A 26,427-nucleotide genomic window follows, 5' to 3' on the forward strand; every position below is an offset into this window, starting at 1 on the left:
CATCCGAAAAAGGGGCCAAGGGCCCCGACATTAGTGCTTGGCAGTGCGGGGGCTCCCCGCCCGTGCCTATAACTCTATCTGGCCGTCAAACACGTGCTCGGCCGGCCCGGTCATGTAGACCGGCTGACCCGGCCCCTTCCAGGCGATGGTCAGCTTGCCCCCCGGTAGGGTGACGGTGACCCGCTCCTTGAGCTTGCCCTGGCTGATGCCGATCACCACGGCGGCGCAGGCGCCGGTGCCGCAGGCGAGCGTCTCGCCCACCCCGCGCTCGAACACCCGCAGCTTGATCTCGCTGGCGTTGACCGTCTCCATGAAGCCGACGTTGACCCGCTCGGGAAAGCGTTCATGGCGCTCCATGATGGGGCCCAGGGTCTCCACCGGCGCATCGGCCACCGAGGGCACCTCGATGACGCAGTGGGGATTGCCCATGGAGACGGCCCCGCACATCACAGTATGCTCCTGGGCCCGCAGCAGGTAGGTTTTTTCCGCCTTCTGGGCCCGAAACGGGATCTTGCCCGGCTCGAACTGGGGCACTCCCATGTTGACCGTGACCTGGTTCTCCCCCTCCAGCTGCAGCACGATGCGGCCGCGCGCCGTGCTCACCGCGATGCGATCCCGGTTGATCAGCCCCTTGAGGCGGACGAAGCGGGCGAAACAGCGGGCACCGTTGCCGCACTGCTCCACCTCGCTGCCATCGGCATTGAAGATGCGGTAGTGAAAGTCGAGCTCGGGATCATAGGGCGGCTCCACCAGCAACAGCTGGTCGAAGCCGATGCCGAAGTGGCGATCCGCCAGCTTCTTGATGACGTCATTGCTGAAAAACACCTTCTGGGTGACGCCATCCACCACCATGAAGTCGTTCCCGAGGCCGTGCATCTTGGAAAAATCTATCAACATCGTGCGTTCCTGTACCCTTGTTCACGCTCTCACCCGGAGGAACGCTTAGAGAAATCCATCAACCATCAGGGCAGTAAATGCTCACCGCGCCAGAGATCCGCCAACTGCTCACGCTCTCTGATGAGGAACGACTGCGCTCCGTCCACCAGCACTTCGGCGGCGCGCGGACGGGTGTTGTAGTTGGAGGACATGGTAAAGCCGTAGGCACCGGCGGAACGCACCGCCAGCAAGGAGCCCTCGGCGATCGCCAGGGTGCGCTCCTTGCCGAGGAAGTCGCCGGTCTCGCAGACCGGGCCGACCACGTCGTAGACCGCCTGCTCGTGGCTCGCGCGGCTGTCCACCTCGATGATGTTCATCCAGGCGCCGTAGAGAGAGGGACGCAGCAGATCGTTCATGCCGGCGTCGATCAGGGCGAAATTGCGGCTCTCGCCCGGCTTGAGGTACTCGACCCGGGTCAGCAGCACGCCGGCGTTGGCGACGATGGCACGGCCCGGCTCGAACAGCAGGGTCAGATCCCGGCCCGCCAGCTTCTGCTTGAGCGCCTCGGCATATTCGCTGGGATGGGGTGGCTGTTCGGCGCCATAGTTGACCCCCAGGCCCCCGCCCACGTCCAGGTGGTGGATGTGGATGCCTTCCGCCGCCAGGCCATCGATCAGCCGCAGCAGCTTGTCGGCCGCCTCCATAAAGGGATTCAATTCAGTGAGTTGTGAGCCGATGTGGCAATCCACTCCGACGATCTCGATATGTTCCATCGCCGCCGCCTTGCGGTAGATGGCGGGCGCCAGCTCGATGGGAATGCCGAACTTGTTCTGCTTGAGGCCGGTGGAGATATAGGGGTGAGTACCGGCATCGATGTCGGGGTTGACCCGCACCGACACCCGGGCCTTCTTGCCCATGCTGCCTGCCACCCGGTTCAGACGCTCCAGTTCGGCTTCCGACTCCAGGTTGAAGCAGAGGATCTCTTTATCCAGCGCGAGGCGCATCTCAGCCTCGCTCTTGGCGACGCCGGAGAAGACCACCTTCGCCGGATCACCGCCCGCCGCCAGCACCCGCGACAGCTCGCCGCCGGAGACGATGTCAAAACCCGAACCCAGGCGCGCCAGCAGGTTGAGCAGCGCCAGGTTGGAGTTGGCTTTGACCGCGTAGCAGATCAGGTGGGGGATGTCGCCCGCCGCCTTGTCGAAGGCGTGCCAGTGGCGTTCCAGGGTGGCGCGGGAGTAGACGTACAGCGGGGTGCCGTACTGCTCGGCAATTTGTTGCAGCGAGGTGTGTTCGGCCTGAAGCTGGCCGTCGGCGTCGTAGTTAAAGTGATCCAAGGGGGCGGTTCCTTCCTAAATTAGTGCGGCGCGGCCTCTGGGGCTGCCTCGGCGGTCGCAGGCGTCTGTGCTTGCTGTGTGCTCTGGGTCTGGGGCTGCTCGGGGGGTGGCATGTAGAGCGGTCCCGTCAGGCCACACGCGGCCAAACCAAGAGACAGAAGAGTGGCAAGCAGACACTTGGTAAGCTGGGTAATCATAATGGTTCGCTGCGAAAAAATTTTTGGCCCTCTATAATCGCACTCACATTGTTAAAAGCAACAGGATAAACCGATGAAGGATCACGAGTATCACGCCCTGACCGACGCCTTTTTCCAGTATGTGGAAGACACCATCGACGAGGGGTATCCGGATATCGACTGCGAACGCGCTGGCGGGGTCTTGACCCTGAGCTTCGAGAACAAGACCAAGGTCATCATCAACAAGCAGGAGCCCCTGCACCAGATCTGGGTCGCCACCCGCGAGAACGGCTTCCACTTCGAGCTGCATGGGGAAAGCTGGATCGACAACCGCTTCGGCCACGAGCTCAAGACCCTGCTGAGCCAGGCCTGCACCACCCAGGCGGGCGAGCCCGTCCAGTTCCCATGATCGACCTGCACCCTGCCGATGCCCGTCATGCAGTGATCTGGCTGCACGGGCTGGGGGATTCCGGCGCCGGCCTGGCCCCCTTGGTTGATGCACTGGCCCTGCCCGCCGACTTGCCGGTGCGTCACCTGCTGCCCGATGCGCCCGAGCGGCACATCACCATCAACATGGGCTACAAGATGCGCGGCTGGTACGACATCAGAAGCTTCGAGGATCCGGCGGATCGCGCCGTGGAGTCCCACGTCAGGGAGTCTGCGGCCCGCATCGCCGCGCTGATAGAGCAACTGGTGGCCGAGGGCTTCGCCCCCGAGCGCATTGTGCTGGCCGGCTTCTCCCAGGGGGGCGTGATTGCCTCCTTCACCGCCCTGCGCCTGCCGCTGCGGCTGGCGGGCCTGCTCTGCATGTCCACCTACCTGGCGGCGCCCGACGCCCTGCTCGGCGAGATGAGCGAGGCAGCCCGCGACCTGCCCATCTGCTACATGCATGGCATCTATGACGACGTGGTGAGCCTCTCCATGGGCTGGGACGCCAAGAACCGGCTGGAAGCGGCCGGACTCTCCCCCGAGTGGCACGAGTACCCCATGCGCCACGAGATCTGCCGCCCGCAGCTCGACGACATCCGCCAGTGGCTGCTGGCTCGCCTCGCGGGCTGAGCCAGTTCCCGAATAGCCAAACGGCCTGCAGATGCAGGCCGTTTTCATTCGATATGGGCGATGATCCTGTGCAGCAGGGGGCCGAGACCGGGGCGCTTGCGCGCACGCCGGGCGGGCCCCTGCCCTACCCCGCGCCGGCGGCGGAGCCGAGCTCGCGCCCCTGACCGCCATCGCGCAGCTGACCCTGGCTGCGGTAGGGGATCACCTCCAGCTCGCCATTGATCTGCACTATCTCGTAGTACTGGGGCAGGTTGAAGTTGCTGAACTGGCCCGCGTCGCTGAAGCGCTCGTGGCTGGAGGTGTAGAAGCGGTTCACCCCCTGCACCAGCTCATCCTTGTTGCCGGCGAAGTGCTGGTAGATCTCCACCCGGTTCGCCTCGTCCAGGATATAGATGTTGGTGCCCGCATCCCGGGTATCGAAGAAGAACTGCACCAGCCCCTCGCTGGCGTAGGCGTCGACGATGCCGGGCAGGTGCTGGCTGTGGGTCTTGTCGAGCCGCAGCGGCAGGTGATCCAGCTTGTTGTGGGAGATGTGGCGGTAGAAGTCGACCGCGTTCTCCAGCTTCTTGACCGACACCCCGCGCCGCTCGAAGAAGATGCCGTACTTCTCCTTGCCGAGCGCCAGCGTCTTGACCAGCTGCTGCTTGTCGCGGGCCAGACGCAGCTCGATGCACTCGGCCACCAGCTGCTGGAAGCGGCTGCGCACCAGGGAACGGAAGTGCTGGCTGTAGCAGAACACCTCGATCATCTCGGGGGCGGCGGCATCCTGGTGCATCTTGCCGAGTATGGTGGTGAGGGCGTCTACCACGGCTTCGTCCCCCTGGAAGTGGAGGGTACGGATCTCGCTCCAGGAGTTGCGATAGACCAGGTCCACCGAGCCCACCAGGCACTCCAGGTTGCGGCCGAACGAGAAGACGTCGGCGGCGTTGGCGTCGAATTCGATCACCTGGCCCACCCAGTGGCTGGTCGGGTCCGTCTCCAGGTTGAGGAAGATGGAGAGCTGGCGAATTTCGCACGGCCGGCTCAGGGCCAGGTTGGTAGCACGGGGATACTTGACCGGGAAGGTGCCGGAGAGATCGCGACAGAACTGGTGCAGGTTGTCGATGTGCAGATCCGAGCCCTGGTTGAACAGGTGCACCCGGGACTGGGGCGTCAGCAGGCCGTTGAAGTAGGCCCAAGAGACCAGCTTGCTGATGTAGCCGTTATATTCGAGCGGCGCCCGGCCGATGATGTCCACCGGCTCCAGCGAATGCTTGTAGAGATACCAGCCGGCGCGGTTCAGGCGACCGTGCGGCACCTGCACGAAGCTGAGATCCGGCTCGCTCAAGTCCGGCGCTATCTTGAGGTTGATCCGCTGCACCTTGCCCGGCAGGCTCTCGAACGCGGCATAGAGCTTGCGCGACAGTATGCCGATGTCTTCCGGGTTGATGGACTCGCTGATGTTGTTGCGCCGGGCAAACTGGATCAGGTTGCGGTAGCTCTGCATCAGGGCCTCCAGCAGCTCGGCGTAGGCCACCTTGACGTCCTCCACCTTCCACTCCTGGCGGTGATCCAGATGCTGCAGCCGCTCCCTGCTCCAGCCCCAGTAGTCCACCAGCTGGGTCATCAGCTCGCGGCGCCAGGCCGGGGAGTGATCCTCCTTCGGATGGCTGAGGCCGTCGCACACCTTGAGATAGAAACAGCGGCGCACCAGATCGAGCCGCTGCATGTCGCCGATGGACTTGAGGTAGTTGGTCACCTTGTCCAGCATCAGGCAGTAGTTGTCGAGCCGGTAGTGCATCCCCTCGTTGTGCTGGAACCAGTCGCGGCTGGTCACCGACAGCAGGCGGGTGTTGGGGTACTCGTGGGAGTAGGCCTCCATCAGCACCGACTTGAGCACTGCCTTGTAGGGGGAGTCGATGCCCTTGTAGAGCTGCCAGAGGGCGGAGCCGAAGTACTCCTCGGCCGGAATGCGGTTGAAGCCCCCCAGATCGAGCCAGTCATCCTGGCTCAGCTTGCCGTGGGCAAACAGGCCGTTGACGTAGTCGTCGTAGTGATCGTCATACTCGGCAGGCACCAGATACCAGAGCAGCCGCTTGCCGGCGATGTGCATGGCGCTGCGGTAGAACTCGTCGAGCAGCAGCAGGTGCTGGGCGCTGCCGCAGCTCTCACCCTGCATCTGGGCGTCGTTGCGCTGGCGGAACTTGTCCTCGGGGATCAGGAAGAAGTTGAGATCGACCCCCCGCTGCTCGGCCCACTTGGAGAGTTGCTGACACTTGAGATCCAGCAGTGCGAGCCGTTCCTGCGACAAACCGGCCACGTGGCAGACCCAGATGTCGAGATCCGAATGGCAGCACTGACCGATGGACGAGGTGCTGCCCATGGAGTAGAGCCCCTGGATCGACTTGTCATGGGTGGTGAGGCCGTTCTGGCAGTTGGCGTTCTGGCAGAGATCCTCGATGAAGGCCTGCTGGGCGTCGTTGGCGGTAAAACTCCAGATGCCGTGCGGCACATCCCCCGCCACATAACCGGGCAGCAGGGGATGATTGAAGTGCAGCATGACGGGTAACAGCTGGAAGACCTGCTGCCCGTAGCGACTCATGAGACCTAACGCCCGCTGCGTCTTGAGACGATTGATGTCGTCGTAGCGCGCCACCAGCGTGTCGAGTTTTACCAGCAATGCCCTGCCTATACGAGGTGATAAATGACGCACCAAAACGGGGAGACGTCAAAAAAGTGTGATCATGTTAACAATGCAAACAGCGGTGGTAAACAAGCCCGCACACAATCGCCGGATTATTTATGACAAGTCACTAAACAGTATCATTGGAAAGCAATAATTTTTTTAAATTTCAATCAATTAACCTTGCATTTTAGTTTAATGAAAATCATTTTCAGCCGCTGTTTTTGAGCTTGGCCCCGCTTTTGCCGGCTGTGCCATGAAAGCCCCTGCAAAGGGTGGTAAGATCGTTTTCCTTCTAAAGATGAAACAACTGATTGATATGGCAGCCCGAACCCTGAAAATTGCCACTCGCAAGAGCCCCCTGGCCATGTGGCAGGCCAACTTCGTCAAAGACCGGCTGGAAGCCCTGTACCCCGAGTTGCAGGTCGAGCTGGTCCCCATGAGCACTCAGGGTGACAAGATCCTGGATACCCCGCTCGCCAAGGTCGGCGGCAAGGGGTTGTTCGTCAAGGAGCTGGAAACGGCCATGCTGGAGGGACGGGCCGACATCGCCGTGCACTCCATGAAAGACGTGCCGGTGGAGTTCCCCGAGGGGCTCGGCCTGCACACCATCTGCGAGCGCGAAGATCCGCGCGATGCCTTTGTCTCCAACCGCTTCACCGCCATTGACGAGCTGCCGCAAGGCGCCGTGGTCGGCACCTCCAGCCTGCGTCGCCAGTGCCAGCTGCGCGCGGCACGCCCGGATCTGGTCATTCGCGACCTGCGCGGCAACGTCAACACCCGCCTCGCCAAGCTGGACGCCGGTGAATACGACGCCATCATCCTCGCCGCCGCCGGCCTGAAACGGCTGGAGATGGCGCACCGCATCACCGCCTTCATCGAGCCGGAACAGAGCCTGCCTGCCAACGGCCAGGGCGCGGTCGGCATCGAATGCCGCCTCGACGATCACGAGCTGCACGCCCTGCTGGCACCGCTCGAGCACCCCGAGACCCGGATCCGGGTGCTGACCGAGCGCGCCATGAACCGCGCCCTGCAGGGGGGCTGTCAGGTCCCCATCGGGGCCTACGCCCTGGTAGAGGGAGAGGAAGTGTGGCTGCGCGGCCTGGTGGGCAGCCCGGATGGCAGCCGCGTCATCCGCGACGAGATCCGCGGTCCGCTGGCCGACGGCGAGGCCCTCGGCCACACCCTGGCCCAGCGCCTGCTGGCCGATGGTGCCGATGCCATCCTGGCCGAGGTCTACCGGGCATGAGTGCGGGCCGGTTCGAAGCATGGCCTGCATGCCGGAGCCAGCCCTGATGGTCCCGCTGGTGGTGCGCCCGGCCGCCCAGGCCGCCGAGCTGGTGGCGCTGCTGCGCCAGCACGGCCACGCACCGCTCTGCTGCCCGCTGCTGGAAACCGTGGCGGGCGGCGAGCTGCAGCGCCTGCCCGAACTGCTGCCCCAGGCCGACATCGTCATCGCCGTCAGCATGCATGCAGTTAATTTCACTCATCATTTTCTGTTGCAAACTGGTCAGACCTGGCCAAATATTGACTACTTTGCAGTCGGCCAGGCCAGCGCGGACGCCTTTTCGGCCGTCGGCATCACGGCAGCCTGCCCGGAGGATCCGCGCAGCGAGGGGCTGCTGGCCCTGCCCGGTCTGCAACAGGTGAATGGCAAGCGGGTGCTGATCCTGCGCGGCAATGGCGGCCGGGATCTCATCGCCCGGACGCTGGCCTCACGCGGCGCACTGGTGCACTATTGTGCGGCCTATGAGCGCCACTACCCCGCTCTGGACGGGGACGCATTGACCCGCCACTGGCAGGCGGCCGGGCTCGACAGCCTGCTCGTCACCAGTGGCGAACTGCTGCAACGGCTGCTGGAACTGGTCCCGGACCGGCAGCAGCCCTGGCTGCACGACCGCCTGCTGGTGGTCCCCAGCCCGCGGGTGGCCGAACTGGCCGCGGCGGCGGGCTTTACCCATATCACGATTGCCCAGGGTGCATCCAACCAGGCCCTGACGGCCGCTCTGGAACTGAGGAAGATGGAATGACTGAACAGCAAGAAGTCCAGCCGAGTGCCGCGGCCTCCGTGGCCGACAACAAGCAACCCGGCCAGCAGGTCACCAACAACAAGAAGGGCGGCTCGGGTGCAGTGCTCGGCGGTATCGCCATCCTGCTGGCTCTCGGCCTGACCGGCGGACTCTATCTGCATGGCCACCAGAACGCGGTGGCCCAGCAGGCCGAACTTGGCGCCCTCAAGCAACAGCTGGCTGACGCCATGGCCAAACTGGATCAGAGCAACAGCAAGGATGGCGAACAGCTGGCCGCCCTCGGCAAGCAGCAGCAACTGCTGCAGGACGAGCTCAAGGGTCTGCAGACCCGGGTGCTGGATCTCAACGACAAGCGCCCCAACGACTGGATGCTGGCCGAATCCGAATACCTGGTGCGGATGGCCGGTCGCAAGCTCTGGCTGGAACACGACCTCGTCTCCGCCATCACCCTGCTCGGCAATGCCGATGAGCGCATCAAGGCGCTCAACGACCCCAGCCTGATGCCCATCCGCAAGGCGCTGGCCGAAGACATCGCCCAGCTCAAGGGGATGCCGCGCATCGACCGCGAGGGGCTGACCCTGAAGCTGGCCGCCCTCTCCGATCAGATCGAGCTGCTGCCGCTCTCCACCGTCAGCATGCCGGAAGCCAAGGCCGAGCCCGATCAGGCCGTCAGCACCAATCCGGACGAGTGGGAGAGCAATCTCAAGAAGAACTGGGTCAAGTTCACCGAAAACTTCATCACCATCCGCCGTCGTGATGGCGCGGTGGAGGCCCTGCTCTCCCCGCAGCAGGAGATCTTCCTGCGCGAGAACCTCAAGACCAAGCTGCTGCAGGCCCAGCTCGCCGTCTACCGCGAGCAGCAGGCCCTCTATGACGACAGCCTGGACAAGGCCCAGCGCTGGCTGACCCAGTATTTCGACACCGACAACAGCGCCACCCACTACATGCAGTCCGAGCTGGACAAGCTCAAGGGGGAGCAGATCCAGTTCAACTACCCGGATCGCTTCAAGACCCAGGCCATGCTGGAAGAGGTGCTGACCGAGCGCCTGCAGCGCATTCTGGCCAGCAACTGAGGAGGGCACCATGATTCGTCTGATTGTACTGGTGGCCGTGATGGTGGCCGGCCTTATCTTCGGCCCGCAGGCCTCCGGCAACAAGGGTTATGTGCTGATCTCGCTGGGCAACTACACGGTGGAGTCTTCGGTCACCAGCGCGGTGATCCTGGCGGTGCTGTTCTACGGTCTGCTGCTCATTGTCGAGTGGGTGCTGGGCCGGGTATTCGGCCTGCGCCGCAAGACGCTGGGCTGGTATGGCTCGCGCCGGCGTCGCAAGGCCAACCAGCAGACCGTGGCCGCTACCCTGGCCATGGCCGAGGGACACTACAGCCAGGCCGAGAAGCTGATGCTCAAGGGCGCCAGCAACAGCGACACCCCGCTGCTCAACTACCTGAGCGCCGCCAAGGCGGCCCAGGCACGGGGCGATGACGTGCGCCGGGATCAATACCTGCAAAAGGCGCAGGAGGAGAATCCCAAGGCCGAGCTGGCGCTGACCCTGACCCAGACCCAGCTGCAGATCGAGCAGGGCCAGTACGACACCGCGCTGGCCATGCTGGAATCCGTCTACTCCCTCAACCCGCGCCATCCCATGGTGCTGGACCAGCTGCGTCAGGTGCACCTGGCCCGCGAGGACTGGACCGCCCTCATCGACCTCATTCCGGCGCTACACAAGGTGGGCAAGCTGACCCCCAAACAGGAAGAGGATCTGCTGCAGCAGGCCTGGCGTGGTCGCCTGAACGCCGCCAGCGGCGCCCTCGAGACCCAGCGCCCGATCTGGCAGGAACTGCCGCGCAAGCTGCGCCAGGATCCGGATCTGCTGGCCGCCTATGGCGATCGCCTGCGCCAGCTGGGGGCCGACAATGAAGCCGCCGAGCTGTGGCTGGATGCGCTGCGCAAGCAGGTCTCGCCCCAGTTGCTGGCCCGTCTTCCCAAACTCAAGCTCGACAGCTACCAGCCCCTGCTGACCCTGCTGCAGAAGATCCAGGATCAACCTGGCGTTGATGCGGCGCTGGCCCAGGTCTACCTGCTGGCCGGTCAGCTGGACGACGCTCAGCGCCTGCTGGAGCAGGAGGTGGCGAAAGCGCCGAACGCCGCCGTCTACCACGCCCTCGGCCAGGTGATGGACAAGCGCCGGCTGACCAACAAGGCCAACGAGTACTATCGCCAGGCATTGCAGCTGGCCGACGTCTGACACCTGTTCGTCGCGAAACAAAAAGAGGCCGCAGTTGCGGCCTCTTTTTGTTGGGATTATTGGGATTGCTACGGATGGCTGCCCTCCCTTCTCCCCTCGCGGGAGAAGGGTCGGGGATGGGGGGAAACCAGCAACCACCCTCTCCCTGAAGAAGAGGGTGAGACTCAGGCCGTCATTCGCTCCAGTTCACCGATAAGCCAGATGGCCTCCTCCCGGTGATAGCCGCACACGTCCTGCATGGGACGAAAGCCGCCGCACACCGCCGGGCGCTCGGGCTGGCCGAAGATCTTGCAGCCCAAGTGCGCATCGAGCTGCACACAGGGCACGCCGGCCGGTTTGCCGTCGGGCATGCCGGGAATGGCGCTGCTGATACTGGGGGCGATGCAGCAGGCACCGCAACCTTGACGACATTCCATGTAATGCTTTCCTCGGCAGGGTGCGCCAGTGTAGCAAAGGGCGGGGATTTTCCTCACTGTTATCCCGGCCACACTATGAAATAGTGTCCTTGCCAACAGACAACAAAAAGCCCGACAGCGTCGGGCTTTTCAGGCGGTACCATGGGGGCTACCCCACGCGCATCCAGCTTACAGGATGATGTCGCGCACCACGCTGTCTTTGCGATCCAGGAAGTGGATCGACTTGATGCGACGGATGGTCCGCGACTTGCCACGGATCAGCAGGGTCTCGGTGGTCGCCATGACGCCGTCGCTGGTGATGCCGTCCAGCAGATCACCCTTGGTGATGCCGGTGGCCGAGAAGATGACGTTGTCATTCTTGGCCAGGTCTTCCAGCTTGAGCACCTTGCTCACGTCGATGCCGAGCGCCTCGCAGCGGGCAATTTCCTGCTCGCCCAGCGCACGCACTTCCGGGCTGTCGCCCTTGACCTGATGACGGGGCACCAGGCGGGCCTGCATGTCACCGTCCAGCGCACGGATCACCGCCGCCGAGATCACCCCTTCCGGCGCGCCGCCGATGCCATACAGCATGTCCACTTCGCTGTCCGGCAGGCAGGTGAGGATGGAGGCGGCCACGTCGCCGTCGGGAATGGCGAACACCCGCACACCCAGCCCCTGCATCTCCTTGATCGCTTTGTCGTGACGCGGCTTGGCCAGGGTGATCACGGTCAGGCGGGAGAGCGGCTTGCCGAGCGCCTTGGCCACGGCCTTGAGGTTCAGCTCGAGGGCCTGATCGAGGTCGATGGCACCCTTGGCCTTGGGACCCACGATCAGCTTCTCCATGTACATGTCGGGGGCCTTGAGGAAGGAGCCCTTGTCGCCGACGGCCAGCACGGCCAGGGCGTTGGCCTGACCCATGGCGGTCATGCGGGTACCCTCGATGGGATCGACCGCGATGTCCACCGCGTCGCCCATGCCGGTGCCCACCTTCTCACCGATGTAGAGCATGGGGGCTTCGTCAATTTCACCCTCGCCGATCACAATCTCACCATCGATCTGGATCTGATTGAGGATATGGCGCATGGCCGCAACGGCCGCCCCATCGGCGATATTCTTGTCACCACGTCCGAGCCACTTGTAGCCAGCCAGTGCAGCCGCTTCCGTCACTCGGGAAAACTCGATTGCCAGTTCACGTCTCATCGCATATCCAACCTTTGGAGCTCGAAAACGGGCGGCATTCTACCACAAGGGCAAACCTTTGCGCGCAAAAGTGGCGGTTCGTCACACAAAACACGGCCCTTTCACCAATTTGACATCAAACCGCCACCGACACTTCACGAGAGTGTCACCCCGCTGTCATCCCCCCTGCCTAGCATGGCCCCCGTCTTTTACAACAAAGCTTGCAACACAAGGGATTAAGATGAAAAAGCTGACTGTAGTGGCACTGGCTCTCACCGCGGCCTTCCAGGCTCAAGCCGTTGAAGTTTACAAGAATGACACCACCACCCTGGATCTGTACGGCCGCATCTACGCCGGCCAGTTCTTCGGTGACAAGAAGGAAGGGGTCGACAGCACCCATCCGAACGGAACTCAGGAGTACAGCGACAAGCAGGGCGCCAACCAGTTCGTCCGCTTCGGCGCCAAGGTCGACAGCCAGATCAACAGCCAACTGAAGGCGTTGGCCCAGTACGAAGTGCAGATGTACATCAACGACAGCGAGAAGACCATCAGCGAGAACTCCGACAACCTGCGCACCCGTCTGGCGTTCGCCGGTGTCGGCGCCGACTGGGGCAACATCACCTTCGGTCGCCAGAAGGGGGCCCCGGGCTTCCTGGCCGACTGGACTGACGTCTCCCTCTCCGACGGCTACGGCAACGAGGCCCTCGGCGCCAAGACCGACACCTTCGCCACCAACCGTGCCGGTTCCGTGCTGAAGTACTCCGGTCTGTTCAACGGCTTCCAGATCGATACCAGCTACAAGTTCGACGGCGGTGACACCGAAGAGACCACCAGCAAGGACAGCGATGCCGCCTACGGCGCCGCCGTGGCCTACACCTTCCCGTTCAATCTGGCACTGGGTACCGCCTACAACGTGGGTATCCGCGACAAGAACGGAGAAGAGGATGCCAAGCTGTGGCTGCTCTCCGCCAAGTACGACAACAAGGCAGTCTACGCCGCCCTGAGCTATGCGGACGGCAGCGACTTCCTGGCCACCGGCAAGGATCACACCGGCTGGGAAGGGGCGCTGGGCTACAACTTCGAGAACGGCTTCGGCCTGATGGCGCTGTGGAACAAGCAGAAGGTGGAGCAGTCCGGCAAGGCTGACTACGACTCCATCGACTACTACACCCTGGGCGCCCAGTACAAGTTCAACAAGAACCTGCGCGTCATCGGCGAGTACCGCATCAACAACCTCGACAGCAAAGAGAGCGGCAAGCTCAACGTCAAGGATGACTTCCAGCTGGCGGCCCGCTACGACTTCTAAGTCGGGCCCCTCTGCTCTGCGCGCGCCGGCTGATGCCGGCGCGCTCTTTTTGGTCCGCCCCGACGCGCCCGGCCCTCCATGATCTAGGCTCAACAGAGCCAAGACGAGGAGATCAACATGCCGCTACGCCTGCTCATCTGCTGCTGCCTGCTCTGCGCCCTGCCCGTTCAGGCGCTGACCATCGCCATGGTGCTGTGGCGCGGCGAAACGGACGCCGAGCGCGGCTTTCGCGACGAGCTCAACCGGCTCGGTCATCACCCTACCTTCGTCACCTTCAACGCCAATCAGGACAGAACCGCGCTGGCCACCCTGCTGCGCCAGCAGCTGCTGCCCTCCCTCGCCGACTACGACTACATCTACTGCTTCGGTACCACCGCCACGGCCATGGTCAAGAGCCTGGTGGGCAACCGCAAGCCGCTGATTTTCAGCATAGTTTCCGACCCCGTCGGGGCCGGCTTCCTGTCCGACGACAAGACGGAAAACCGGATGGTGGCCGGCACCAGCAACATGGTGCCGATGGCGCTGCAGCTCGCCAACGCCCGCCGCTATCTGCCCGCCAGCAAGGGGCTGCTGCTGCCGTTCAACCCGCGCGAGCAGAACACCCTGCTGACCGGCGAGATGCTGCTGCGCGAGGCCCGGCGCTACCAGTGGGAACTCACCACCTGGCGCATCGCACCGGACAAGCGGCGACTGGCCAACGAGCTCAAGCGGCTGCAGCGCGACGCCAAAGAGAGCATCGTGTTTCTCGCCGCCGACAGCTACCTGCTCTCCATCGCCCCCGAGCTGCTGGCCGCCCTCAACGAGGCGGGCATCCCCACCATCTGCAGCGCCGAGCTCTATGTGGAGCACGGCTGCACCATCGGCACCATCAGCAGCTATCAGGCCCTCGGCCGGATGGCGGCCAACATCATCCACCGCAACCTGCAGGGCACCCCGCTGCAGGATATCCCGCTGCAGACCGACCCGGCGCCGCGGCTGGTGCTGGGCAAACAGCTGGCCGGGATCGCCCCCGCCGCCGCCGACCACTGAGCCCTTTCCCCTCTTCCTTCTCTCCTCCCGCCGCCTTGCCGACAGGGCGCTCTGCCGGCAAGGCGAGCCATCCGATACCCAGCCCCATCGTCAAAACATGTTTCTATTGCACAGCTAATGAAAATCAATATCATTAGCATCCTCTCAAATGAGAGAGAACAAAATAATTACAAATAAATCAACAAGTTCAGACCATCAGGTCGCTTCTTCAAGAGTCAACACGCAACATGCACACACCTCACCACCCGCGCACTCTGCTGAGTGTCGCCCTGCTGGCCCTGAGCGCCGGCGCACACGCCGAAGACGAGACCATGACAGTGGTCGGCAAACGCAGCCAACATGAAGAGGTCGCCACCGCGACCCGCACCAACACCCCGGCCAAGCTGGTGCCGCAGGCCATCGACAGCGTCAAGGCGAGCGAGCTGACCGCCTTCGGCCAGCCCACCCTGAGCGAAGCCCTGACCGGCATCCCCGGCGTCAACGCCAGCGGTGACACCCGCTTCGACGGGGTCAACATCCGCGGCTTCAGCGCCAGCAACGACTTCTATCTGGACGGTTTTCGCGACGACATGCAGTACACCCGCGACCTTGGCAACACCGAGCGGGTCGAAGTGCTCAAGGGGCCGGCGGCGGTGCTCTACGGCCGTGGCAGCACAGGCGGCATCGTCAACCGGGTCAGCAAGAAACCGCAGAAAGGGTTGGAGTCCAGCGTCAGCGCCCAGGTCGGCAGCTTCGACAGCCGCCGGCTGGCCGCCGATCTCAACGGTGAAGCGGGTGAGCAGGTGCAGGTGCGCCTCAACCTGGCTCAGGAAGACAAGGACAGCTTTCGCAACGGCGTGACCAGCAAACGCACCCTGCTGGCCCCCTCCGTCAACTGGGAGATCAACGACAAGCTGAACTGGCTGCTGCAGTACGAGCGCAACGAGCACGACCGCACCCCGGATCGCGGCATCCCCGGCGTCAACGGCCGCCCGGCCGACGTGCCGAAGGAGTATGTCTACAGCGATACCCGCCGCGACTTCATCGACGATGTGGCCCAGTCCACCCGTTCGCGCCTCACCTGGGACATCAACGATCAGTGGCAACTGCGCCAGCAGCTGGGCTACACCAGCCTCGACAGCCAGTTCGACAACACCTATGTCACCAGCGTGAAGGGGGATCAGGTGACCCGCGCCCGCTGGCAACAGGATCTCAAGGCCAACAGCCTGATCAGCAACACCGAGGCCGAAGGCCAGCTGCAGACCGGCCCCATCGAGCACCGTCTGCTGGTGGGCTTCGAGCAGAACTGGCAGGAGCGCACCCCCAAGCTCTACCAGAACGCCACCGCGATTCCGGCCGGCAACCTCTATGATCCGGGCTCCCTGCCCACCTACGATGGCGCCATGAAACTCTCCAGCGACGCCAACCACAAGGTGCGTGGCTACGGCCTCTATGTGCAGGATCAGCTCAGCCTGGGCGACTGGCACCTGCTGGCGGGTCTGCGCCGCGACGACTTCACCGTCACCAGCCGCCGCAACGACCTCAACAAGGAGGAGACCGTCTCGGTCACCAGCCTGAGCCCGCGCCTGGGCCTGGTGTGGAACCCGATCGAGGAGCACGCCTTCTACGCCTCCTACAGCAAGACCTTCACCCCGGTGGGCGGCGAGCTTATCGGCATCACCCCGGGCGACAAGAACAACAACCTGGATCCTCAGCACACCCGGCTGTACGAGGGCGGCGTGAAGAGCGACTGGCTGGATGGCCGGCTGGCGACCACCCTCTCCCTCTACCGGCTGGAGATGTACAACAAGCGCAGCAAGGATCCGCTGGATCCCACCAAGGTGATCCTCACCGGTCTGCAGCGCACCGAGGGGATCGAGCTGAGCGCCCGCGCCCAGCTGACCGACGAGCTCTACCTGCGCGGCGGCATCGCCATCCAGGATGCCGAACAGGTCAAGGCGGATGCCGATCTGCAAGGCAAGCGGCCGATGAATGTCTCCCGCCAGAACGGCGAGCTGTTCGCCGGCTATCAGAGCGGCAAGCAGGGCTGGTTTGGCGAGACCGGGGTGACCGCGGTGGGCGATCGCTTCGCCGACAACGCCAACACCACCACCCTGCCCGGCTACGCCCGCTTCGACGCCCGGGCCGGCTACCGCTGGCAGCAGTGGGAAGCCCAGCTGAGCGTGGAGAACCTGACCGATCACGACTACTTCGTCAGCGCCACCAGCGCCTCCCAGATCATGCCGGGCACACCCCGTCAGCTGCATCTGAGCGCCGCCTACCGCTTCTGATCCCTCCCTTTTCCCGATCCCTCTGGCCAGCTCCTGCTGGCCAGATTTTTATGAAGCACCGAGCAATGAGACGCAGAAAACTCCCCCTGCACAACAACAAGTGGGTGCGCCGCATCCACGCCTGGGCCGGCTTTGCCACCCTCACCCTGATGCTGCTCTACGGCCTCACCGGCCTCTGGCTGCAACACAGGGCCGTGCTGCCGCTGCCCGGCCCCCACACCGATAAATCCAGTGAAGAGATAGTACTGAGCGCGCCGCTGGCCAGCCCGGATGAGCTGAAAAGCCTGCTGCAACAACGCTATGCAGCAGGGTTCGAGGAGGGGCGCGTCCAGCTCACCCCGCCCCAGACCCTGCCCACCCCCGACGGCCCGCTCACCCTGCCGGCCCGCTGGGAGATGCGCGGCGTCACCCTGAGCGAAAGCGTGGCCGCCAGCTATGTTGCGGGCACCCTGCTGGTGCGCACCGAACTGCAGCAGGCCAACTTCGCCGCCAGCCTCAACCGGCTGCACCGTGGCATGGGCACCGGCCTGCCGTGGCAGCTGGTGGGGGATCTGGCGGCGCTGGCCATGCTGCTGCTGGCCCTCACCAGCCTGCTGATGTGGAACAAGCTGCACGGCACGGCCGCCCGCGGCATCGCCCTGCTGCTGCTGGGCGCCCTGGTCACCGTACTGGTGGCCCTGCTCTAGCGCCTTTACCGACGGCAAAACGGGATCGGCCTCTCGGCGGCGGTAACCTTGCCTGCACTTCGGGTAACAAAGGGTAACCGGCCGCCGATGGGGTTCACAGTTGCCGGCCTGGCGGCTGGATGGGGGCCGCCCGCAGCTGCTAGGGTGCGCCCTCAATCCCAGCGGCAAGAGGCAGCATGCGCATCTCCAGCATCGAATGCGGACGGGTGGTGGCCATCCTGGCGGTGATGACCATTCACCTATCCCCCTTCAGCAACCCCTTCGATCCCACCCTGTGGGACGGCACGCCCTACCCCCTGCTCGGGGCCATCATCAACCAGCTCTGCCGCTTCGCGGTACCGCTCTTCTTCCTCTGCGCCGGCTACTTTCTGCAACCCGCCCTCGCAGCAGGCCACCCCCTGACTGTGGCGCTGCGCTACTGCCGCCCCCTGCTGGGGCTCTGGCTGGCGTGGAGCCTGCTCTACCTGCTGATCCCCTTCAACCCGCTCGCGGCGGTGAGCGAGGGCTACCTGCCAGCCATGGCAGGCCAGTGGCAGATGCAGCTGGGGGATCCGCTCAACGTCTGGTGGGTGGGCGGCATGATCCACCTCTGGTTCCTGCCCGCCCTGATGCTGGCGGTGCTGATCCTGGCGCTCTGCCAGCAGGCCCGTCTGCCCCGGCTAGCCCTGCTGCTGGGTGCTCTGCTCTACGGGCTGGCCCTGCTCGGCGGCTCCTATGGCCCACCGCTGCTGGGGGGCGAGTGGGCCCTGCTGACCCGCAACGGCCCCTTCTTTTCACTGCTGTTCGTGGCCCTCGGCGCCGAGCTGCGCCTGCGCGTCTGGCAGCCGGACGCCAGGCGCTGCACCCTGCTGATGGCGGCCGGGATGGGGCTCTACGCCCTAGAGGCTTGGGGCCTGCTGCACCTGGCCGCCGTGCCCCTCAACCGCCACGACTTCCTGCTGGGTTCGCTCCCCTGGGCGTTGGGGCTGTTCGGCCTGCTGCTGGCCAACCCGGGCTGGGGCAAGGGCAGCTGGCTCGAACGCCAGGCCCCCAAGGTGCTGGGCCTCTACTGCCTGCACATGATGCTGGTGGTGTGGCTGATGATCTTCGGCCCCCAGGGCAAGCTGGTGTGGTGGGAGCTGCTGAAGGTGCCGGCGCTGCTGGCGTTCTCCCTGCTCTGCTACCGGTTGCTGGCGCTGGGGGCGGTCAGTCGCTGGCTGCTGCGGGCCCGCTGAGGGGAATAGAGGATGGGAGGGAGGCAGATCCCTCCCCACTCGAGGCTGAATGATGGGTTCAATTTTTATTCATCGCTGATAGATAAACTCCGGGACTCCTTAAACGCCAACCCAGGAGTCATCATCCCATGACGTTGTTCACCAAGACCCTGTTTACCAAGCAAGCCGGCCTTGTCCTCGTTCTGCTCGCCGCCAGCGGCTCCCTCAGCGCCGCCGAAATCGCCAACAACAACATCACCGAAGCCGAGATCAAGGCCGCCCAGGATGCCTGGGGCAAGGCCCTGATCCAGATCAGCGACGACTACCGCAGCGGCGGCATCGACAAGGCCAGGGCCACCGCCGGCGCCGTGCTCGACAGCGCCTACGGCTACGCTCAGGGGCCGGTACTGTTCAAGCCGACCCTGGCCGGCGGCGAGCAGACCTTTCGCATCAACCGGGAGGGGGCGCTGGCCTACTTCGTCGGCAACAACAAGGCCTATCCCGCCGACAGCGGCTTTGCCCTCAAGAACTGGCAGAGCTACGACTACAGCAATGCCGCCGTCTACATCAACGGCGACATGGCCCTCACCATGGGCAAGGTGCACCTGACCGACCGAGACAACAAGCAGACCACGGTCGACAAGACCTGGGGCTTCAAGAAGGGGGACGACGGCAAGGTGCGCATCGTGCTGCACCACTCCTCCCTCCCCTACGCCGGCTAACGGCAACAGGCGACCTGAGGGTCGCCTTTTTTGTTACGAGGGCTCCACTTTTGCCCGCTGGCGGGTGACGGCAGAGCCAGTGCTGCTACCATGCCCCTCTTTTGACGAATCCAGACGAGACACTCATGCAGATACGCCCCTTCACCCCGGCCGACACCGAGGCCGTCCTCGCCATCTGGCTGGAAGCCTCCCTGCAGGCCCACCACTTCATCGAGCCCGCTTATTGGCACGCCAACCTGGCGCCGATGCGGGAGATCTACCTGCCCGCCGCCGACAGCCAGGTGCTCTGCCTGGATGACCAGCTGCTTGGCTTCTACTCCCTGCACGAGGGCTCCCTGGCCGCCCTCTTCGTGGCCCCCGCGCAGCAAGGGAAAGGGCTGGGCAAGGCCCTGCTCGAGCACGCCAAGGGGCAGTTGCCGACCCTGCGGCTGCAGGTCTATCAGCAGAACCGGAACGCGTGTGACTTCTATCGCTCGCAAGGATTTCAGGTGGCGGCCGAGAGCGTGGATCCCCACACCGGCTGCGCCGAGTGGGTAATGGTCTGGCCGGCGCAAGCTTAACGGCGCTCGGCGGGATGGGGGTCGGCGCGGGCTACCCCCGCTTCGCTCTGCGCCAGCAGAGAGCCGTGGCTCAGCGCGAAGTCGTGCATCTGCTGGAGCAGGGGGATCAGGGCGACCCCGAGCGGGCTCAGGCTGTACTCCACCCGGGGCGGCACGTCCGGGTAGAGGGTGCGGATGATGACGCCGTCGCTCTCCAGCTCCTTGAGCTGGGCGGTGAGCACCTTCTGGCTCACCTCGGGCAGGCTGCGACGCAGGTCGCCAAAGCGCAGGGTCTGCGCGCGCAGATGAAACAGGATGGCCGGTTTCCATTTGCCGGCCAGCAGGCGCAGCACCCGGTAGGCGGGACAGTGCAGTGAGGACAAGGGATGGCTCGCGAGTGGTTACTTTGCGGTAACTATGCCACGAAAATGTGCCTTCTTGCAGCCAAGTTGCCGGCTTCCTATGATGCGGATTCCGTCAATCAACACCCACGAGAGGTGCACCATGCCCAGCCTGCTGCAGATCCATTTCAACTTCCCCGCCGAGCTGATGGGGCCGGCCCTCACGAGCGCGGCCATGCCGCTGGCCGAGTCCATCACCAGGGAGCCGGGCTTCATCTCCAAGATCTGGACCGAAAACCCGCGCACCGGCGAGGCGGGTGGCATCTATCTGTTCGAGGATGAGGCGAGCGCCCTCGCCTACGCCACCATGCACGAGCAACGGGTGCTCGCCATGGGCGCCAGCGCAGTGCAGTTCAAGCTGTTCGACGTCAACGAGCCCCTCAGCCGCCTCACCCGCGGTCTGCTGTGATCCCCTCGCCCAGCGCCAGGCGGTAGCAGCCATCCTGCTGCCAGACAAAGCCCAGCCGCTCAAACAGCCGCTGGCTGGGCAGATTGTCCGGCTCGATATCCGCCAGCAGCGTGGCAAGGCCGAGCTGGCGGGCATAGGCGGTCAGCGCCTCTGCCATCCATCCCTCTCCCCAATGTCGGCGAGCCAGCATGCAGCCCACCTCTGCCTGGCGCAGACCGGCATCCCCCGCAAAGCTGTGCAGGCCGCAGGTGCCGATAAGGCGCTCGCTGTCGCGCGCCACCAGCCCCCACTCCAACGACTCGCCGGCAGCCAGCAACCGCTCCACGCTCGCCAACATCTGCGCCACGGTGGCGAGGGTGGGAAACGGCGGCTCGCCGACGAAACGCATCACCAGGGGATCCCCGTAGATGGCGAACAGATCGGCACTGTCTTTGGCATCAAACGCCCGCAGCAGCAAGCGCGGGGTCGACAGCGAAGGCAGTGCATGAGGCAGGGGCGGCACGGCGCCGCCATGCAAGGGGCTCAAAAGCGCAGGGTCAGGCCGATATTGGCCTGCCACTGGGTCACCAGCTCGCCGCGCACCTTGAACACGCACTGGTCCGGGTTGCAGAGAAACTGGCTGTTGTCGTTGACCAGGGCGCCATAACCGCGCACCTCGGCCCGCAGCGCCAGATGCTCGGTCAGGCGCGGCTGCACCCCGAGCGCCAGCGACATGGAGGGGGCGATGTCGCTGTCGTAGGCGGCGAAGCGGGTCGCCCCGATCCCGGCGCCGATATAGGGGGCCATCAGGTTGTCCGACAGGGTGAGCGCCCCGGCGAAGTGGAGAGTATCTACCGTCAACCGCTCCGGCTGATCGGGGGAGAGCCGGGTGGACTGGTGACTGTAGAGCAGCTCTATCATGCCGGGGTCGTCCACCTCCCTGCTGATGAACAGGCCCCAGCTGCCGGAGCGCTCCCCCTGCAAGGACTCCAGCCGGGTGGCGACAGGCGTCGGTTGGGGGTCGTCATTGGCCTCGAAGTCGATGGCCGAGCTGTAACCGAAGAACGGCGTCACCTGCCAGCCGGGGGCGGCCTCCTCCTCTGCGCTCCAGGCCTGCCCCAGCGGCAACAACAGCCCCATCATCATGATCCCTGCTCGTTTCATCACGGCTCCTCCGTGCGCTGCACCAGTGCCCGTCAAGCATATCAGAGCCCCCTGGCCCCTATCCTAAACCCAGCCTGTATCGCGCCGTTTTCGCCGCAAGGATCACACTCGGCCGTCCCGCCCGTTATTCATCCCCGATTAACCTCTGCCCCGTATGCTGGCCGGCAACCGGCTCATGGTGGGCCGGTGCCACTCACCAGAAGGACACAGGGAATGGTTGCCGCGCAACTCAACGACCCCCAGAACAAGCTCTCCGACACCCTGCGGGCCACCGCTCACGCCATCGAGGATAGCCATATCAGCCTGCGCCAGATGCTGGCCCTGGTCGGCGAACAGGGCATGCTGCTGTTTTGCGTGCTGCTCACCGTCCCCTTCCTGCTGCCGGTCTCCATTCCCGGCGTCAGCACCCCCTTTGGCCTCTTGATCCTGTTCATCGGCATCGGCATCACCCTCAACCGGGTGCCCTGGCTGCCCGCCATCCTGATGGAGCGCCGCTTCGCCGCCGATCAGCTCAAGCCGACCCTGCACAAGGGGGCGGATCTGCTGGCCCGCATCGACCGCTTCATCCGCCCGCGTCTGCTGTTGCTGACCGGCAGCAGCACCATCAACCGCTGCAACGGCCTGCTGATCATGCTGGCGGCCCTGCTGCTGATGCTGCCGCTCGGGGCCATCCCCTTCACCAACGCCATGCCGGCCTGGGCCATCCTGCTGCTGGCCATCGGCATGCTGCAGCGCGACGGCCTGTTCGTCGCCAGCGGCTACCTGCTGGTGAGTGCCACCCTGGTCTGGTTCAGCGCCCTGGCCATCGGCCTGCTGATGGCCGGCCAGAGCGTCTCCACCCTGTTCGGCTAACGGCTACCCAAAGAAAAAGGGCGACCAGATGGTCGCCCTTTTTGACTTGTGCGGGATCCGCCGTTACAGCAGATCGTAGATAAGGGCCGAGATGGCCAGCAGCCCGATCACCAGCACGAAGAGGGTGCTCGCCCCGCGATAACGCTGGAGGGCAGGCAGACGATAGATGGAGCAGGCCGGCAGCAGGAACAGGATCACCGCGATGAGCGGCCCGCTCACCTTCTCGATGATCTCCAGCACGTTCGGGTTCAAGTAGGTGATGACCCCGGTCACCACGAACAGGATGACCGACGAGACCCGCGCGATGGTCGCTTCACGCAGCGACAGCCCCAGCCCCTGACAGGCACCGTTCACCATGCTCACCGTCCCCTCGCTCACCCCCATGGAGGTGCCGAGGAAGGATTTGGACATGGCCAGAATGGCGATGAGCGGCCCCACATAGGCGATCAGCGGATTGGAGAACTTGTTCGCCAGCGCCGACAGCACCGAAATATTGTCGATGCGGGCCTGCGCCATTTCGGCCTGACTCAGGCTCATCACGCAGCTCACCACGAAGAACAGCACGCTGCCGCAAATCAGCAGGCTGCTGCACTTGATGATCCGTTTGGCGCGCTGGTCGGCGCTCGCCTGACAGCGCTTCTTCTGCGCCGCGCTGAAGGAGGAGATGATGGGGGCGTGGCTGAAGGAGAACACCATCACCGGCACGATCAGCCAGAGGGATTTCCAGAACGCCGGATCACGCCAGTCCACCCCCTGACTCTCGCTGAAGTAGGAGAGGCTCCACTGGGGCAGCAGATAGATGGAGAGGCCGATGAGAAAGGCAACCATGGGCAGGGCCAGCACGCTGATGGCCGACACCACGATCTGCTTGCCCGCCAGCAGCACCAGGTGCAGCCCCAGCATTACCCCCAGCACCAGCAGGCCGCGCGGGATCTCGGCATTGCCCAGCTGGTGCACCACAAAACTCTGGATCGCGTTGGTGATGGAGATGCTGTAGACCAGAATGATGGGGTAGAAGGCCATCAGGTAGACCAGCATCAGCAGCTTGCCTGCCCGCGCACCGAAGTGCTCTTCCACCACGTGGGTAATATCCCCTTCCCGGTGAGAGCTGGATAATACGAAACGACTCAATGCCCGATGGGAATAATAAGAAAGCGGAAATGCCATCAATAATATAAACAGCAAAATAACCGGCGAATTACTGCCAACGGTAATTGGGAGAAACAGTGTACCGGCACCGACTGCAGTGGCATATAAGCCCATGGTCCATACCGAATCACTTTTCTCCCATTTCAACTTTGATGCGGAATTACTCTTCTCAGCAATAGCAACACTCATTGCGATATACACCTTATTAATCTGTCATCTTATATTTTATTGGCCCGTGTAATTAGGCGTGGCGACATGCCGCGGCATATCGACCGGATCGTAGAAAAAACAAGCCCGCCTGCGATCAACATGATCACCAAGAGGAAACGGGGATGCCACGCTACCATCGTTGAAATCGCCATAAAGGTCAAGGTTAATAATTCATGACTGTTTGAATCAGCTTGTTTCAAAAGGAAATAAGATGTGTCATTTTGGCCTCAAGATAATCAATTCAGCTCCGTCTGATAACATAACGACAAAACCTCGATGAGTTGCTCAACAACTTGAATAAGGCCAGAGAGTGCCCGTTAATATTAACAGCATCAGCCCGGCAATATCAGCCAATTATGCAATGAATGGCTCCGGCCGCTGCCGATATATTGATTCTGGCCCTGTCGCCATATATCAGGGGGTTGGCTTCCCCTGTTTTGCCCCCTTGCGCTGGCCACCCGCAGGGCAGTGAGCGACCCGGTTGCGACCCGCCCGCTTGGCCCGATAGAGCCACTCGTCGGCGCGGGCCAGCGCCTGGTTGATCTCCTCCCCCGGCTGCACCAGGGTGGTGCCCAGACTGACGGTAAAGGCCACCGGATCCGCCGGCAGTGCCGCCACGGCGGCCCGGATCCGCTCCGCCAGCGCCTGCAGATCCGGCTCGCTCATGCCGGGCAGCAGGATCAGAAACTCCTCGCCGCCGCTGCGCACGAACAGATCGTCCGCCCGCAGCTGGGCGGCCACGCAGTCGCAGAAGCGCTGCAGCGCCCGGTCGCCCTGCTGATGGCCGAAGCGATCGTTGATCTGCTTGAAGTGGTCGATATCCAGCATCACCAGGCTGCAGGGGGCCTCTCTCTCGCGCCGCTGCCGGCAGTGCTCGAAGAAATAGCGGCGGTTGTAGAGGCCGGTCAGCTGGTCGGTTTCGCTCTGCAGCTTGAGCCGCTGCTGCAGCTCGTGCTGGCCGGTAATGTTGCGGGTCACCCAGGCCACCGCCCGCTTGCCGTCATAGCGGGAGGGCAGCGGGGCAATCTTGCCCTCGAAGCGCTGCATCCCCTGCGGTCCGACCGAGGCGTCGATCCCCTCCACCTCCACCGCCGCCAGCTCGTACTCCACCACCTGCACCTGGCCCGAATCCAGCGCCAGGGTCACCTGATCCATCACCCAGCGGGTCATGTCGGCGGGCAGCACATCGGCCAGTCGCTTGCCCGCCAGCGGGTTGCCATCCTGATAGGATTGCTGCTCCACCCCGCCGATGTATTCGATGTAGTAGCCGTCTTCGCTCAGGATGAAGACGGGATCGGGCAGCTGGGCCATCACTTCATATAATTGCTCGACCGAAAGTGCCATGCGGTTTCCTTGGATCCGGGGGACGAGAGGCGCACGCCGGGCTGGCCGCCTGCCCCAATTATCATGCCGGGCGCGGCGCCGAACCAGCAGCGAATCCGGCCATTCATGGATGCGCATCAAGCAATGCGGGAAAATAGCGCTTGCCCCGCCACCCGCTGATCAAAAGAGCAGCAATCATGGATCTTCAAGCCACCTCACAAGCCGCCGCTGCGCCCGTTGTCTGCGGTGCCTGCATCCATTAGGCTGACCTTCCTGAGTCTGCCCTCCCGGCCGACTCACCCCCCATCAGCCCGGCCAGGCAGACGCCGGCCCCGGAAAAGGATCGTCCAGATGAAGAGAGCCATAGTGAAAGCGCGCTTCGATGCCATCAGCATCGAGGGAGAACAGCTGACCGTGAAGATTGCCATCGGAGCCCCCGAGCCGGACCCCAAGTCCGCCGGCGGCGACTGGCGCTGCAAGGTAAAGCTCGACGGCCTTGGCAACAAGACCTTCATCTATGGCGTCGATGCCCTGCAGGCCCTCAGCCTCGCCCTCAAGTTCGTGGAGAGCGAGCTGCGCGCCTTCACCGATGCGGGCTGGCACTTCTACCTGCCCGGCAGCCCCGATCACCCGGTCGACATGGCCGCCTGCTACTTCCCGCAGCTGTGACGCCGGGCCGGCGGCAGCCGGGAAGGGGCAATAGCTTGACCAGATTGAGTCTGAACGGTTATTGATAGAGGCCCTTTACCCGGTTCTGGAGAGACCATGCACCTGACCCCGCCCCAACCCCCTGCCGAGCAGGATGTCGACGCGCTGCGCATCGGCCTGTCGGGCTACAACATCAGCCAGGCCGGCACCCACCTGCGCGAGCACATCGCCAGTTTTATCAAGGATGAAGCGGGCAAGGTGCACGGCGGCATCACCGCCGACCTCAAGTGGGGTTGGCTGCACGTGGACTGGCTCTGGATTGACGAGCGCATCCGCCAGGATGGCTGGGGCGGTCGATTGCTCGCCACCATGGAGCAGTACGCCCGCAGCAAGGGCATCAGCAACTTCCATCTGGAAACCACCAGCTTCCAGGCGCTGCCCTTCTACCAGAAGCAGGGTTACCAGGTCTTTGGCGAGCTGCCGGACATGCCACCCGGGCATACCACCTATTTTCTGAGGAAGATGGAGTCCTGACCCCTGCCAGCAGGGCTGAAATGAGAAGAGGGTTGAGTGCACAGGCACTCAA

28 protein-coding genes are annotated in these 26,427 nt (G+C 63.9%); 17 read left to right on the plus strand and 11 right to left on the minus strand.

Annotation, left to right across the window (positions count from 1 at the left end):
• Positions 1–66: 66 nt before the first annotated feature.
• The 3 genes from dapF to AB5Y98_RS14395 all read right to left on the minus strand — a co-directional run bounded on the left by dapF (position 67) and on the right by AB5Y98_RS14395 (position 2,410).
• A complete protein-coding gene (gene dapF, locus AB5Y98_RS14385; RefSeq protein ID WP_005308255.1) occupies positions 67–897 on the minus strand; it encodes a diaminopimelate epimerase in 831 nt (276 codons plus the stop codon).
• Positions 898–962: 65 nt separating this feature from the next.
• A complete protein-coding gene (lysA, locus tag AB5Y98_RS14390) occupies positions 963–2,213 on the minus strand; it encodes a diaminopimelate decarboxylase (protein WP_368232143.1) in 1,251 nt (416 codons plus the stop codon).
• A 20-nt stretch (positions 2,214–2,233) separates the two neighbouring features.
• A complete protein-coding gene (locus tag AB5Y98_RS14395; RefSeq protein WP_141214182.1) occupies positions 2,234–2,410 on the minus strand; it encodes a lipoprotein in 177 nt (58 codons plus the stop codon).
• 73 nt (positions 2,411–2,483) lie between these two features.
• Here AB5Y98_RS14395 and cyaY point away from each other — a divergent pair, with 73 nt between their 5' ends.
• Together cyaY and AB5Y98_RS14405 are read left to right on the plus strand one after the other, a co-directional pair.
• The gene (gene cyaY / locus AB5Y98_RS14400; protein WP_368232144.1) at positions 2,484–2,798 is read left to right on the plus strand and encodes an iron donor protein CyaY; all 315 of its coding nucleotides are present in this window, start codon (positions 2,484–2,486) and stop codon (positions 2,796–2,798) included.
• A complete protein-coding gene (locus AB5Y98_RS14405) occupies positions 2,795–3,448 on the plus strand; it encodes an alpha/beta hydrolase (protein ID WP_368232145.1) in 654 nt (217 codons plus the stop codon). The genes cyaY and AB5Y98_RS14405 overlap by 4 nt, the downstream gene beginning before the upstream one ends.
• A 124-nt stretch (positions 3,449–3,572) precedes the next feature.
• Here the strand turns inward: AB5Y98_RS14405 and AB5Y98_RS14410 are convergent, their stop codons facing one another.
• The gene (locus tag AB5Y98_RS14410) at positions 3,573–6,107 is read right to left on the minus strand and encodes a class I adenylate cyclase (protein WP_010635310.1); all 2,535 of its coding nucleotides are present in this window, start codon (positions 6,105–6,107) and stop codon (positions 3,573–3,575) included.
• 322 nt (positions 6,108–6,429) lie between these two features.
• On the opposite strand from AB5Y98_RS14410, the gene hemC reads away from it, so the two are divergent.
• Genes hemC through AB5Y98_RS14430 form a run of 4 tightly spaced genes read left to right on the plus strand, consistent with a single transcriptional unit; the run spans position 6,430 to position 10,387 of the window.
• Positions 6,430–7,359, plus strand: a complete 930-nt coding sequence (gene hemC / locus AB5Y98_RS14415) for a hydroxymethylbilane synthase (protein ID WP_010635311.1) — start codon at positions 6,430–6,432, stop codon at positions 7,357–7,359.
• Positions 7,360–7,405: 46 nt separating this feature from the next.
• Entirely contained in the window at positions 7,406–8,140 is a 735-nt protein-coding gene (locus tag AB5Y98_RS14420; RefSeq protein ID WP_042009054.1) for a uroporphyrinogen-III synthase, read from the plus strand.
• Entirely contained in the window at positions 8,137–9,213 is a 1,077-nt protein-coding gene (locus AB5Y98_RS14425; RefSeq protein WP_010635313.1) for a uroporphyrinogen-III C-methyltransferase, read from the plus strand. Before AB5Y98_RS14420 ends, AB5Y98_RS14425 begins: the two co-directional genes overlap by 4 nt.
• A gap of 10 nt (positions 9,214–9,223) precedes the next feature.
• On the plus strand, positions 9,224–10,387 hold the full coding sequence (locus tag AB5Y98_RS14430; RefSeq protein WP_368232146.1) for a heme biosynthesis HemY N-terminal domain-containing protein: 1,164 nt from the start codon (positions 9,224–9,226) through the stop codon (positions 10,385–10,387).
• Positions 10,388–10,551: 164 nt separating this feature from the next.
• Here the strand turns inward: AB5Y98_RS14430 and AB5Y98_RS14435 are convergent, their stop codons facing one another.
• Both AB5Y98_RS14435 and glpX read right to left on the minus strand, forming a co-directional pair.
• Positions 10,552–10,803, minus strand: coding sequence for a YkgJ family cysteine cluster protein (locus AB5Y98_RS14435; RefSeq protein ID WP_368232147.1), 252 nt, complete (start codon positions 10,801–10,803; stop codon positions 10,552–10,554).
• Positions 10,804–10,971: 168 nt separating this feature from the next.
• Positions 10,972–11,982 carry a class II fructose-bisphosphatase gene (gene glpX, locus AB5Y98_RS14440; RefSeq protein ID WP_005308234.1) on the minus strand — a complete coding sequence of 337 codons (1,011 nt, stop codon included), beginning with the start codon at positions 11,980–11,982 and terminating at the stop codon, positions 10,972–10,974.
• Positions 11,983–12,202: 220 nt separating this feature from the next.
• Between glpX and AB5Y98_RS14445 the strand changes: the two genes are divergently transcribed.
• From AB5Y98_RS14445 to AB5Y98_RS14475, 7 genes are all read left to right on the plus strand, one after another.
• Positions 12,203–13,267 (plus strand): porin, encoded by a 1,065-nt coding sequence (locus tag AB5Y98_RS14445; RefSeq protein WP_010635316.1) that lies wholly within the window; start codon positions 12,203–12,205, stop codon positions 13,265–13,267.
• A gap of 117 nt (positions 13,268–13,384) precedes the next feature.
• Positions 13,385–14,296, plus strand: a complete 912-nt coding sequence (locus tag AB5Y98_RS14450) for an ABC transporter substrate-binding protein (RefSeq protein ID WP_005308231.1) — start codon at positions 13,385–13,387, stop codon at positions 14,294–14,296.
• A gap of 227 nt (positions 14,297–14,523) precedes the next feature.
• Complete coding sequence (locus AB5Y98_RS14455) at positions 14,524–16,566, plus strand: TonB-dependent receptor (RefSeq protein WP_368232148.1); 2,043 nt, start codon at positions 14,524–14,526, stop codon at positions 16,564–16,566.
• A 65-nt stretch (positions 16,567–16,631) separates the two neighbouring features.
• Complete coding sequence (locus AB5Y98_RS14460) at positions 16,632–17,252, plus strand: PepSY-associated TM helix domain-containing protein (RefSeq protein ID WP_368232149.1); 621 nt, start codon at positions 16,632–16,634, stop codon at positions 17,250–17,252.
• 176 nt (positions 17,253–17,428) lie between these two features.
• Positions 17,429–18,466, plus strand: coding sequence for an acyltransferase (locus AB5Y98_RS14465; protein ID WP_368232150.1), 1,038 nt, complete (start codon positions 17,429–17,431; stop codon positions 18,464–18,466).
• Positions 18,467–18,594: 128 nt separating this feature from the next.
• Positions 18,595–19,167, plus strand: coding sequence for a hypothetical protein (locus tag AB5Y98_RS14470; RefSeq protein ID WP_005308223.1), 573 nt, complete (start codon positions 18,595–18,597; stop codon positions 19,165–19,167).
• A 125-nt stretch (positions 19,168–19,292) separates the two neighbouring features.
• Positions 19,293–19,727 (plus strand): N-acetyltransferase, encoded by a 435-nt coding sequence (locus AB5Y98_RS14475; protein WP_368232151.1) that lies wholly within the window; start codon positions 19,293–19,295, stop codon positions 19,725–19,727.
• Here the strand turns inward: AB5Y98_RS14475 and AB5Y98_RS14480 are convergent.
• Positions 19,724–20,089, minus strand: coding sequence for a winged helix-turn-helix transcriptional regulator (locus AB5Y98_RS14480; RefSeq protein WP_368232152.1), 366 nt, complete (start codon positions 20,087–20,089; stop codon positions 19,724–19,726). The genes AB5Y98_RS14475 and AB5Y98_RS14480 overlap by 4 nt on opposite strands.
• Before the next feature lie 121 nt (positions 20,090–20,210).
• On the opposite strand from AB5Y98_RS14480, the gene AB5Y98_RS14485 reads away from it, so the two are divergent.
• The gene (locus AB5Y98_RS14485; protein ID WP_017764631.1) at positions 20,211–20,516 is read left to right on the plus strand and encodes a monooxygenase; all 306 of its coding nucleotides are present in this window, start codon (positions 20,211–20,213) and stop codon (positions 20,514–20,516) included.
• Here AB5Y98_RS14485 and AB5Y98_RS14490 read toward each other — a convergent pair.
• Positions 20,497–21,033 carry a GNAT family N-acetyltransferase gene (locus AB5Y98_RS14490; protein ID WP_368232195.1) on the minus strand — a complete coding sequence of 179 codons (537 nt, stop codon included), beginning with the start codon at positions 21,031–21,033 and terminating at the stop codon, positions 20,497–20,499. The two genes, AB5Y98_RS14485 and AB5Y98_RS14490, sit on opposite strands and share 20 nt — an antisense overlap.
• 5 nt (positions 21,034–21,038) lie before the next feature.
• Positions 21,039–21,659 (minus strand): outer membrane beta-barrel protein, encoded by a 621-nt coding sequence (locus tag AB5Y98_RS14495; protein ID WP_368232153.1) that lies wholly within the window; start codon positions 21,657–21,659, stop codon positions 21,039–21,041.
• Between the two features lie 213 nt (positions 21,660–21,872).
• On the opposite strand from AB5Y98_RS14495, the gene AB5Y98_RS14500 reads away from it, so the two are divergent.
• The gene (locus AB5Y98_RS14500) at positions 21,873–22,511 is read left to right on the plus strand and encodes an exopolysaccharide biosynthesis protein (RefSeq protein WP_005308210.1); all 639 of its coding nucleotides are present in this window, start codon (positions 21,873–21,875) and stop codon (positions 22,509–22,511) included.
• Positions 22,512–22,574: 63 nt separating this feature from the next.
• Here the strand turns inward: AB5Y98_RS14500 and AB5Y98_RS14505 are convergent, their stop codons facing one another.
• Both AB5Y98_RS14505 and AB5Y98_RS14510 read right to left on the minus strand, forming a co-directional pair.
• The gene (locus AB5Y98_RS14505; RefSeq protein WP_024942174.1) at positions 22,575–23,849 is read right to left on the minus strand and encodes an amino acid permease; all 1,275 of its coding nucleotides are present in this window, start codon (positions 23,847–23,849) and stop codon (positions 22,575–22,577) included.
• Between the two features lie 435 nt (positions 23,850–24,284).
• The gene (locus tag AB5Y98_RS14510; RefSeq protein WP_124250496.1) at positions 24,285–25,214 is read right to left on the minus strand and encodes a sensor domain-containing diguanylate cyclase; all 930 of its coding nucleotides are present in this window, start codon (positions 25,212–25,214) and stop codon (positions 24,285–24,287) included.
• A 330-nt stretch (positions 25,215–25,544) separates the two neighbouring features.
• Here AB5Y98_RS14510 and AB5Y98_RS14515 point away from each other — a divergent pair, with 330 nt between their 5' ends.
• Positions 25,545–25,862, plus strand: a complete 318-nt coding sequence (locus AB5Y98_RS14515; protein ID WP_005308203.1) for a hypothetical protein — start codon at positions 25,545–25,547, stop codon at positions 25,860–25,862.
• Positions 25,863–25,958: 96 nt separating this feature from the next.
• Entirely contained in the window at positions 25,959–26,375 is a 417-nt protein-coding gene (locus AB5Y98_RS14520) for an N-acetyltransferase (protein WP_017783668.1), read from the plus strand.
• Positions 26,376–26,427 lie beyond the last annotated feature (52 nt).

The sequence above is a fragment of the Aeromonas sp. s3 genome, assembly GCF_040907805.1.
GTDB classification, from domain to species: Bacteria; Pseudomonadota; Gammaproteobacteria; order Enterobacterales; family Aeromonadaceae; genus Aeromonas; species Aeromonas dhakensis.

What these genes read in the sequence shown, in the direction of transcription:
- AB5Y98_RS14445 (WP_010635316.1), top strand. Translation starts at nt 12,203, where the DNA reads ATGAAAAAGCTGACTGTAGTGGCACTGGCTCTCACCGCGGCCTTCCAG.
- AB5Y98_RS14475 (WP_368232151.1), top strand. Translation starts at nt 19,293, where the DNA reads ATGCAGATACGCCCCTTCACCCCGGCCGACACCGAGGCCGTCCTCGCC.
- AB5Y98_RS14420 (WP_042009054.1), top strand. Translation starts at nt 7,406, where the DNA reads ATGGTCCCGCTGGTGGTGCGCCCGGCCGCCCAGGCCGCCGAGCTGGTG.
- AB5Y98_RS14520 (WP_017783668.1), top strand. Translation starts at nt 25,959, where the DNA reads ATGCACCTGACCCCGCCCCAACCCCCTGCCGAGCAGGATGTCGACGCG.
- AB5Y98_RS14465 (WP_368232150.1), top strand. Translation starts at nt 17,429, where the DNA reads ATGCGCATCTCCAGCATCGAATGCGGACGGGTGGTGGCCATCCTGGCG.
- hemC (WP_010635311.1), top strand. Translation starts at nt 6,430, where the DNA reads ATGGCAGCCCGAACCCTGAAAATTGCCACTCGCAAGAGCCCCCTGGCC.
- AB5Y98_RS14405 (WP_368232145.1), top strand. Translation starts at nt 2,795, where the DNA reads ATGATCGACCTGCACCCTGCCGATGCCCGTCATGCAGTGATCTGGCTG.
- glpX (WP_005308234.1), bottom strand. Translation starts at nt 11,982, where the DNA reads ATGAGACGTGAACTGGCAATCGAGTTTTCCCGAGTGACGGAAGCGGCT.
- AB5Y98_RS14495 (WP_368232153.1), bottom strand. Translation starts at nt 21,659, where the DNA reads ATGAAACGAGCAGGGATCATGATGATGGGGCTGTTGTTGCCGCTGGGG.
- AB5Y98_RS14515 (WP_005308203.1), top strand. Translation starts at nt 25,545, where the DNA reads ATGAAGAGAGCCATAGTGAAAGCGCGCTTCGATGCCATCAGCATCGAG.
- AB5Y98_RS14425 (WP_010635313.1), top strand. Translation starts at nt 8,137, where the DNA reads ATGACTGAACAGCAAGAAGTCCAGCCGAGTGCCGCGGCCTCCGTGGCC.
- AB5Y98_RS14460 (WP_368232149.1), top strand. Translation starts at nt 16,632, where the DNA reads ATGAGACGCAGAAAACTCCCCCTGCACAACAACAAGTGGGTGCGCCGC.
- AB5Y98_RS14505 (WP_024942174.1), bottom strand. Translation starts at nt 23,849, where the DNA reads ATGAGTGTTGCTATTGCTGAGAAGAGTAATTCCGCATCAAAGTTGAAA.
- AB5Y98_RS14500 (WP_005308210.1), top strand. Translation starts at nt 21,873, where the DNA reads ATGGTTGCCGCGCAACTCAACGACCCCCAGAACAAGCTCTCCGACACC.
- AB5Y98_RS14510 (WP_124250496.1), bottom strand. Translation starts at nt 25,214, where the DNA reads ATGGCACTTTCGGTCGAGCAATTATATGAAGTGATGGCCCAGCTGCCC.
- AB5Y98_RS14430 (WP_368232146.1), top strand. Translation starts at nt 9,224, where the DNA reads ATGATTCGTCTGATTGTACTGGTGGCCGTGATGGTGGCCGGCCTTATC.
- AB5Y98_RS14485 (WP_017764631.1), top strand. Translation starts at nt 20,211, where the DNA reads ATGCCCAGCCTGCTGCAGATCCATTTCAACTTCCCCGCCGAGCTGATG.
- cyaY (WP_368232144.1), top strand. Translation starts at nt 2,484, where the DNA reads ATGAAGGATCACGAGTATCACGCCCTGACCGACGCCTTTTTCCAGTAT.
- AB5Y98_RS14455 (WP_368232148.1), top strand. Translation starts at nt 14,524, where the DNA reads ATGCACACACCTCACCACCCGCGCACTCTGCTGAGTGTCGCCCTGCTG.
- AB5Y98_RS14470 (WP_005308223.1), top strand. Translation starts at nt 18,595, where the DNA reads ATGACGTTGTTCACCAAGACCCTGTTTACCAAGCAAGCCGGCCTTGTC.
- AB5Y98_RS14395 (WP_141214182.1), bottom strand. Translation starts at nt 2,410, where the DNA reads ATGATTACCCAGCTTACCAAGTGTCTGCTTGCCACTCTTCTGTCTCTT.
- AB5Y98_RS14435 (WP_368232147.1), bottom strand. Translation starts at nt 10,803, where the DNA reads ATGGAATGTCGTCAAGGTTGCGGTGCCTGCTGCATCGCCCCCAGTATC.
- dapF (WP_005308255.1), bottom strand. Translation starts at nt 897, where the DNA reads ATGTTGATAGATTTTTCCAAGATGCACGGCCTCGGGAACGACTTCATG.
- AB5Y98_RS14450 (WP_005308231.1), top strand. Translation starts at nt 13,385, where the DNA reads ATGCCGCTACGCCTGCTCATCTGCTGCTGCCTGCTCTGCGCCCTGCCC.